The organism is Rubricoccus marinus (genome assembly GCF_002257665.1).
Classification (GTDB): Bacteria; Bacteroidota; Rhodothermia; order Rhodothermales; family Rubricoccaceae; genus Rubricoccus; species Rubricoccus marinus.
The window spans coordinates 2701956-2709351 of sequence record NZ_MQWB01000001.1; the positions used below are offsets into that span (position 1 = coordinate 2701956).

Sequence of the window (7396 nt, forward strand, 5' to 3'; positions counted from 1 at the left end):
GTAGCGGCTACCCGGAAAACCTCGCCATGCGCCTCGCATTGCCTTTGAAAAGGTTTTCAGCCGTCGTACCATTGGAAGCGCTTCCCACCCATCCCTCCCTGCTATGACTCTTCAGCTACTCTCCTCTACCACCGCTCGCGCCAGAGGACTCGTGGGCCTCATCGCGCTGGCCTGCATGGTCCTGGCCCCTTCGGCCAGCGCCCAGGTGTCCTTTGACGACTTCGAGACGGTGAACGGCGACGGCGTGCCGGTCTACTCGTTCGGCTTCTCCGGCGCCGGCGCCGGCTCCGGCTTCGGCCCCACGCCGGGCTTCGACGGCAACACCGCGCTGAACATCGGCATCAACCCCGGCGCGGGCGGCGGCTTCGCCGGCGTCGGCAGCGGCGTCGGCGGGCCCGGCGGCCCGGCCGCGTTCACGCCCGTGGACGCCAGCGGCCAGGAGTACTTCACGTTCTACTTCCGCCCGACCTCGGTCCGCGCCACCGACACCCCGCTGCTGATGGAGATCTACCTCCAGGAGGACCCCGACGGCGACGGGTTCGACGACGCCGCGACGGGCGACGGCGAGGACCAGTTCCGGGCGAACTACCGCGTGACGGTGCCCGCCGGCGCGCCGGAGTGGCAGCTCGTCGCGATCCCGCTGGCCTCGTTCACGGACTTCAACCCCACCGACGGCCGCCCCGTCGGCGACAACGACGGGTTCGACTTCGCCGCCGTCGGCAACGTGGTGTTCGCCTTCGGGAACCTCCAGGCGAACCCCGACGCGAACCCCCCGCAGGACTTCGCGCTCTCCTTCGACGACATCGCCTTCGCTGGGGAAGCCATGTTCTCGACATCGATCGGCGAGACCCCGTCCACGTTTACGACGGCACCATCCGCGTTCCCCAACCCCGCCTCTGGCGCGGTGACGGTCACGTTCGATCTCGCCGAAGCCTCCGACGTCACGGTTGACGTGGTGGACCTCCTCGGACGCACCGTTGCAACGCTCGCCAAGGGGCCACAGGCCGCTGGCGAAGTGCGCCTCGGCGTTCAGACCGCCGCGTTCGCGCCGGGCTTGTACATCGTCCGCGTACAGACCGAGACGGGCGTCGCATCGACGCGCCTGACGGTCACGCGCTAACCCCACCGCCGCACGGCTCGTCCTTCTACGAGAGGGGCCGTGCGGCGCTGTCTATTTGCACATGGCGACCTCCGTCCCTCACCCGATGCGCGCAGCCTCCTCTCGCGACGACTCCGCCTCTGGCGGGCGGGCCCGGTGGGCGGTGGCCGTCGTGCTGCTGACCCTGGCCGCGCTCCCCACGAGCGCCCAGCCCTTCGCCTCTGGCGATGCCGACCCGCTCGGCGTCAGGCCAGAGGCGTTTTTGATCGCGGCTGATTCCACAGCCAGCGACACCCTGTACACGTCCGCCGACCGCATCGGCGTCCGTGCCCTGCGCCCCGCCTCGCGCCTTTCCGGCGCCACGCGCCCCACGCCAGAGGCGGACTCGGCATGGACGGCGCTCCTCCGCGACGCGGAGACTGAGCCTCTGGCGCCTGCCGCCGACACGACGGAAAACGTCCGCAAGCGGTCGATCGATCTCAACGTGTTCGGCTACTACCGTCTGTTCCTCTACGGGCGGAACATCACCGAGCCGTATCCCAACCTCGCGCCGTTTGAGCGCGCATACGGCGTGGGCGACGGCTACCGCGAGCCCATGCTCGCGCTCACCATCGCGGGTCGGCCCAACGGGCGGTCGGCGTTTGGAACCGAGCTGTTCATCTTCAACCCGTACGACGGGAGCGAGGACTTCAGCACCAACACGATCTCGCTCAACCTCGGGATCAACTTCTACGGCAACTTCCGGACCGAAGCGGGCAACTTCGGCGTCCGCGCCGGCGGCATCCACTGGTACAACCTCAGCCCTTTCACGATCGGCGTAAACCAGACGCTGGACCGCTACTCCATCTTCGATCGCACGCCATGGGAGGGCGTAACCGGCAAGCAGAAGTACGAGGGGTACTTCCTCACCGGGCAGGCCAACCCCGGCGACGAGCGGTTCGACTTCCAGGCGTTTCAGGGCCTCATCCTCAACGGCGCCCAGCTCCCCGGCGACTTCGCGTTCGACGCGTTCTGGGGCAAGACCCAACCCAATGGCGGGCTGCCTGGGGCGGTCACGGACCCCAACGCCAACGTTCCCGGACAGGGCGACGTACCGGACTACCAGGGCTTTGCGGGCGAGTCCCGCGTGCTCCCCAGCTTTATCACGGGTGGCCGGCTGCAGCGCTCGTTCGGCGCCAACAGCGTCGCGCTCAACTCCATCTACAGCTACCGCACGCTGGACAGCCTGACCACGGACCGCCGGCAGTACCAGGTCCACACCACCTCGTTCAACGCGAACGCGGGGCCGGTCAACGTGAGCGGCGAACTGGGCGCGAGCCTGTTCGAGAGCCCCACCTACGATTCCAAGTGGGGCGAGGCGCTCATGGTCCGCGCGCGCACGCCAGAGGCCCTCACGCGCCTCCCGCTCGACGTGCAGGTGTACCAGATCGGGCGCAACTTCTTTAACGAGAACAGCGAGATCTCGACGACCAACAACCCGCAACTACGGACGGACCCGAGGTGCGAGGTCGTGGCGGGCTCCGGGGCCGCTGGCGGCGGCATCACGCAGGTCAACCAGTTGGAGCACAACCGCCGCGGCGTCAACGTCAATACGGAGTGGGGCGCCGGTCCGGCACAGTTCAAGGTCGGCTGGGGCATCGCGCACGAGCTCGCGCCCACGACCACGACGCTGACCTACGTGCACCGCATCAACGGTCTTGCGGTCTCACGCATCTACAACCCCTTCCCCGCCGACGCCGTCTGCGCCACTCGGTTCGGGCCGCTGGCGCGGAAGTACTCCGTCTTCCGCGGCGCCATCGAGCGGGCGCAGACGACCGACGTGGAGCCGGTGACCGGCCTCGCGCAAAACCGGAAGTACTACCACGCGGTCGATTTTCAGGGCAAGGCCCGCGCGCGCGTTCTCGACCGCTCGCTGTACTTCTTCTACCTCGGCAGCTTCGGCTCGGCCAACCGGACCGCCCGCGCCGTCCCCACGGACGACGACACCTACATCTTCGCCCAGTACCACGAGTTCGACCTCTACTACGAGCTCACGCCGGGCTTCCTCCTCGCGGGCTACCTCGGGCTCGAGAACATCCGGGGCGGCCAGTTCACCGAGCTCGACCCCACCAGCGGCAACCCGCGCGATCAGCGCGGCCGCGGCATCGGCCTCGGCTTTGACTGGACGCTCGCGCGCAACGCGGGCCTCTACCTCCGCCACCGGTGGATGGACTTCGAGGACCGCTCCTTTGCGGAAGACACCTACGAGGGACAGGAGACCACGCTCGAACTCAAGATCTTCTTCTAGCCGCCAGAGGCCCATGCGATTCACTTCACGGCTCGGTCGCCTTCTTTCGCCTCTGGCGATGGCATCGGCGTTCCTTCTTCCTCTGGCGCCCTCGGCGCTTGCTCAACAGGGCGGCGCGCCGGACCCGCAAGAGGACGGCCCCGGCCTCCGCTTCAACGGGCTCGGCCGGAGCATCATCCAGCAGTCCGATCTCGGTGGGACCATCACCGACACCGACACGTCGACGGTGGAGACGCTCGCCGACGGCAACTTCGTGCTGGACCTCGCGGTCAACGCGCAGCCCAACCGCTCCACCGAGGTGCAGGGCACCATCCGGCTCCGGAACGAGTTCGGCGGCTTCTTCGGCGCAGGCGCCACGGTGGAGATCCGCGAGCTGTGGGCGCGGGGCGTGATCGCGGACCGCGTGCGGTACCGCGTGGGCGACATGAACCTCGCGCTCACGCCGTACACCCTGTTCCTTCCCGATGAGGACGGCGTCATCAACGAGCCCGAGGTGTTCGAGCCGCAGCGCGAGATCATCGACTACGAGGAGTTCTACACCGGCAACAATGAGCGGCGCCTGCAGGGCGGAACGGTGGACTTCGGCCTCGCTTTCGCGCAGGGCATCGAAGAGGTGGACACGCGGCTGTTTATCGCCCGCCTCCGCGCGACGGACTTCGCGGCGACCCCGACGCGCCTGATCGGCGGCGGGCGCCTCGGCGCGACCTCCGCCGCCTTCGGGCCTCTGGCGTCGCGCGCAAAGGTCGGCGGCAACCTCTCGTACGTCTGGGATGACCTCGAATCCGGCAACGCGAACGCCGGGATCCGCAACTCGGTCTTCTCCTTTGACGGCGACCTGACGCTGGTCCGGCGTCCCGGCTACTCCGTCCACGTGGTCGGCGAGGCCGGAGGCTCTTACGTGGACCGCCGCCGGTTCTTCGAGAGCCCAAACGCAGGCGGCACGGACTCCACGCAAACGCTTCTCGACGAGTCCGACTCCTTTTTCGAGGTCGGCCTCGCGGCCGACTTCGGCGCCAGAGGCCTGGACGTTTCGGCGATGTTCGTGGACGTAGGCCCGGACTTCTACAGCACCGCCGCCCAGAGCAAGCGCGTGGACTACACAGAGGACCGCGCGTCGTTCGACCGCGTCGGCCGCGACCGCGAGCAGCGCCGGATCAGCCTTTTCGACCTCACGCGCGATCCCGGCATCTACACCTTCCGCGTGGCGAACGCGCTGATGGGCTACGACCCGCGCTACAGCAACGTCCAGCCCTACGGCAAGGCGACGCCCAACCGCCGCGGCTTCCGGTTCAACGCCGCCTACGCCCCCACCGCCCCTGGCGAGGACGTGAACACCGGGTTCGACGACTTCGAGCTCGGCCTAGACGTGGCGCTCCTGCGCGAGATCCGAGGCCAGGGGACCGAGCTTCTGAAGGACTTCGTGCTCATCCGCGGGACCGCCGAGCTTCCGCTTTCGCGCTTCGTGCCGCTCCCGCTTCCGGTCGGCGTCACGCTCGGCGCGCAGTTCGAGGACACGAGCCGCGGCGGGGACGAGATCGAGCAGGTGGACCTGACCTCGACGCTGATTGAAGCCGGCCTCTCCGCCGAGGTCTACGACCGGCTCGACCTCCTCTTCGGCACCAAGTACCGCACCTCCAGCGGACGGGACTACGTGCCGCTGATCGAGAACTTCAACGACGTGCGGGACTTCCCCGCCCCGTTCGTCACCGACGACCACGAGACGCTCCTCGGCGGCGGCATCCGCTACCGGTTCAAGGACGACGTGTACCTCACCGTTCAATACCAGAGCTTCAGCTATGGCAAGGACGCGGAGCCGGAAAACGACTACCGGATCGGGCAGGTGTTCGCCCTCTACAGCATGACTTTCTAGCCCGATGCCTCTCTACAGACTTCCCGCCAGAGGCCTCCTCGCCTGCCTCGTTCTCCTGCTCGGTTTCACGGCCACAGGCTGCGACCACGGCCTAGAGCCCGACGGCCCCAACCTTATCGACCGCTTCGGGCCGTTCCGCCTCGTCACGCCTCTGGCGGCGAGCCAGCCGACGGCGGACTTCGCCTCTGGCGAGAGCGTGGTCTTCACGGCTGAGTTCAACAAGCAGGTGTCCTGGGTGCTCACGATCACGGGCCAGGAGAGCGGAGCCGTAAAGGTCATCGAGGGCTTTTCCAGCGCGCTGAACGCCCAGAATGCCACTTGGCGCGGCGGCACGACGGAGTTGCCCTTCTTCAAGGACGAGCCCGTTGATGCGGTCCTGACGATCCCGACCGAGGAGGCCCAGGCGCCAGAGGAGACCACGGCGAACGTCGAGGTCCTTACCGCGCGGGTCTATCCCGGCAACGTGTTCGAGGACTTCGAGGACGGCGCCGACATCTTTTTCGGCAACTTCGAGTTCGAGTTCAACACGGCCCAAACGGGCATCACCAGCGCCGTGCCCGCCGGTGAGGGGGACTCCTTCTACCGGCTTCTCAGCACGGGAGGCCCCGTCGTAGCCGACCCGTTCTTTATCGGCCTCGTGGACATCCGGCCACAGGGCCGCGGCGTGTTCACGGCGCCTACGACGGTCCCAGACGACCTGTATTTCAACTTCATGATCCGCGGCTTGGACCGGGACTTCACCATCGCGGTGATCCAGCTCATCACCGACGGAAACGGTACGGGCCAGTACGAAATGGACCAGGACACCGCCTTCCCGTTTGGGGACATCCCAATCACCTTTGATGGGTGGAGGCTGTTCAGCAAGTCCGTCGGTGAACTCGGCCTCACACAGGCGCAGGCGCAGAATATCGTCGCGGTCCGCGTCGTCTTGATCTCTGACAACAACGCGCAGCCGTCGACGCCTCTTCCTGTTGGCTTCGGCATCGACTACATCACGTTTACCGCCGGCGGCCCGTTGCAGCCGTAACCGCCCCCGCTCGTTCCATGGCTGACCTCCCTACCGCCCGTTCCATCCTCGCCTCTGGCGCGATGCTCGCGGCCCTCGCCCTCGGGGCCACAGGCTGCGTGCAGTTCCAGCCGGTCTCGCTGTACGACGCCGTGGAGGCCGCGCCCGTCCCCGAGCGCCCGCGGAAGCTCTCGCTCGCCGTCGAGCCGACGATCTACAGCGACCAGAACGACGACACCATCTGGTTCCAGGACGACACGAACTGCACCCAGGGCGCGCTGACAGAGGACGTGGTGTACGACGGCCGCCGCGCCGTACAGGTCAGCTGGGACCGCGGGGCTGAAGGGTGCGAGTGGGCCGGGCTCGGTTTCGGCTGGGACAACTGGGTCGGCAAGGACCTTTCCGAGGTGCTGCCCTACGCCGCCGTGCAGATGCACGTCCGCACCCAGGAGGGCAAGATGTATGGCCTGCCCATCGTGATGACGCTGGAGGACTACGCCGGCGGGATGGGCTTCGCGTACACCGGCAACCGCTACTTCGAGCGCCCCTTTATCGACGAGGAGTGGCAGACGGTCACCGTGCCTCTGGCGGCGTTCGAGTTGACCGAGGAGAACCTGGACCCGACGAACGTGAAGCAGATCATGTTCGAGCTCCAGCAGTCCGGGAGCATCTACATCGACGACATCTCGCTCATCTTCTACGAGGAGCCTGAGCAGGAACCCTGGATCATCCTCCCCGAGCGTCCTGATCCCACGGCGCTTCCCATCCAGCTGTTCGGCGACGCGTTTATCAACGACGACGGCTGGGGCCTGGTCACCGACGAGTGCCAGTCCATTCAGACCGTCGCCTCTGGCGCCAGAGGCCAGGTGCTGAGCCTCCAGTGGGACGTGCGAGACAACGGCTGCTATGAGGGCGTCATGGGCGTGAGCTGGGACCAGTGGTACCCGGTGGACGTGACCTCCATCGCGCCAGAGGCCGCGATCCAGTTCGACGTGCGGCTCCCCTCCGGTACCGCGACGCGCGTCCCCGTCCGCATTGGCCTGGAAGACTACAACCGCCAGCTCTCCCAGATCATCCTCGACGCGCGCTACGCCGATGCAGGCCAGTTCTCGACGGAGTGGCAGACGGTCACCA

General features: G+C 67.3%; 5 protein-coding genes. All 5 read left to right on the forward strand.

The features are described 5' to 3' along the window. Positions 1-103: 103 nt before the first annotated feature. Entirely contained in the window at positions 104-1120 is a 1017-nt protein-coding gene (locus BSZ36_RS11440) for a T9SS type A sorting domain-containing protein (protein ID WP_143536872.1), read from the forward strand. Between the two features lie 85 nt (positions 1121-1205). Then, positions 1206-3386: a hypothetical protein gene (locus BSZ36_RS11445; RefSeq protein WP_143536873.1), complete on the forward strand. Its 2181-nt coding sequence runs from the start codon at positions 1206-1208 to the stop codon at positions 3384-3386. A 13-nt stretch (positions 3387-3399) separates the two neighbouring features. Beyond that, the gene (locus BSZ36_RS11450) at positions 3400-5256 is read left to right on the forward strand and encodes a hypothetical protein (protein ID WP_143536874.1); all 1857 of its coding nucleotides are present in this window, start codon (positions 3400-3402) and stop codon (positions 5254-5256) included. 4 nt (positions 5257-5260) lie between these two features. Continuing rightward, complete coding sequence (locus tag BSZ36_RS11455; protein WP_094549050.1) at positions 5261-6283, forward strand: hypothetical protein; 1023 nt, start codon at positions 5261-5263, stop codon at positions 6281-6283. A gap of 17 nt (positions 6284-6300) precedes the next feature. Beyond that, a partial coding sequence (locus tag BSZ36_RS19440) for a hypothetical protein (protein ID WP_179271157.1) occupies positions 6301-7396 on the forward strand: 1096 nt, incomplete at its 3' end.

What these genes read in the sequence shown, in the direction of transcription:
- BSZ36_RS11450 (WP_143536874.1), top strand. Translation starts at nt 3,400, where the DNA reads ATGCGATTCACTTCACGGCTCGGTCGCCTTCTTTCGCCTCTGGCGATG.
- BSZ36_RS11440 (WP_143536872.1), top strand. Translation starts at nt 104, where the DNA reads ATGACTCTTCAGCTACTCTCCTCTACCACCGCTCGCGCCAGAGGACTC.
- BSZ36_RS11455 (WP_094549050.1), top strand. Translation starts at nt 5,261, where the DNA reads ATGCCTCTCTACAGACTTCCCGCCAGAGGCCTCCTCGCCTGCCTCGTT.
- BSZ36_RS11445 (WP_143536873.1), top strand. Translation starts at nt 1,206, where the DNA reads ATGCGCGCAGCCTCCTCTCGCGACGACTCCGCCTCTGGCGGGCGGGCC.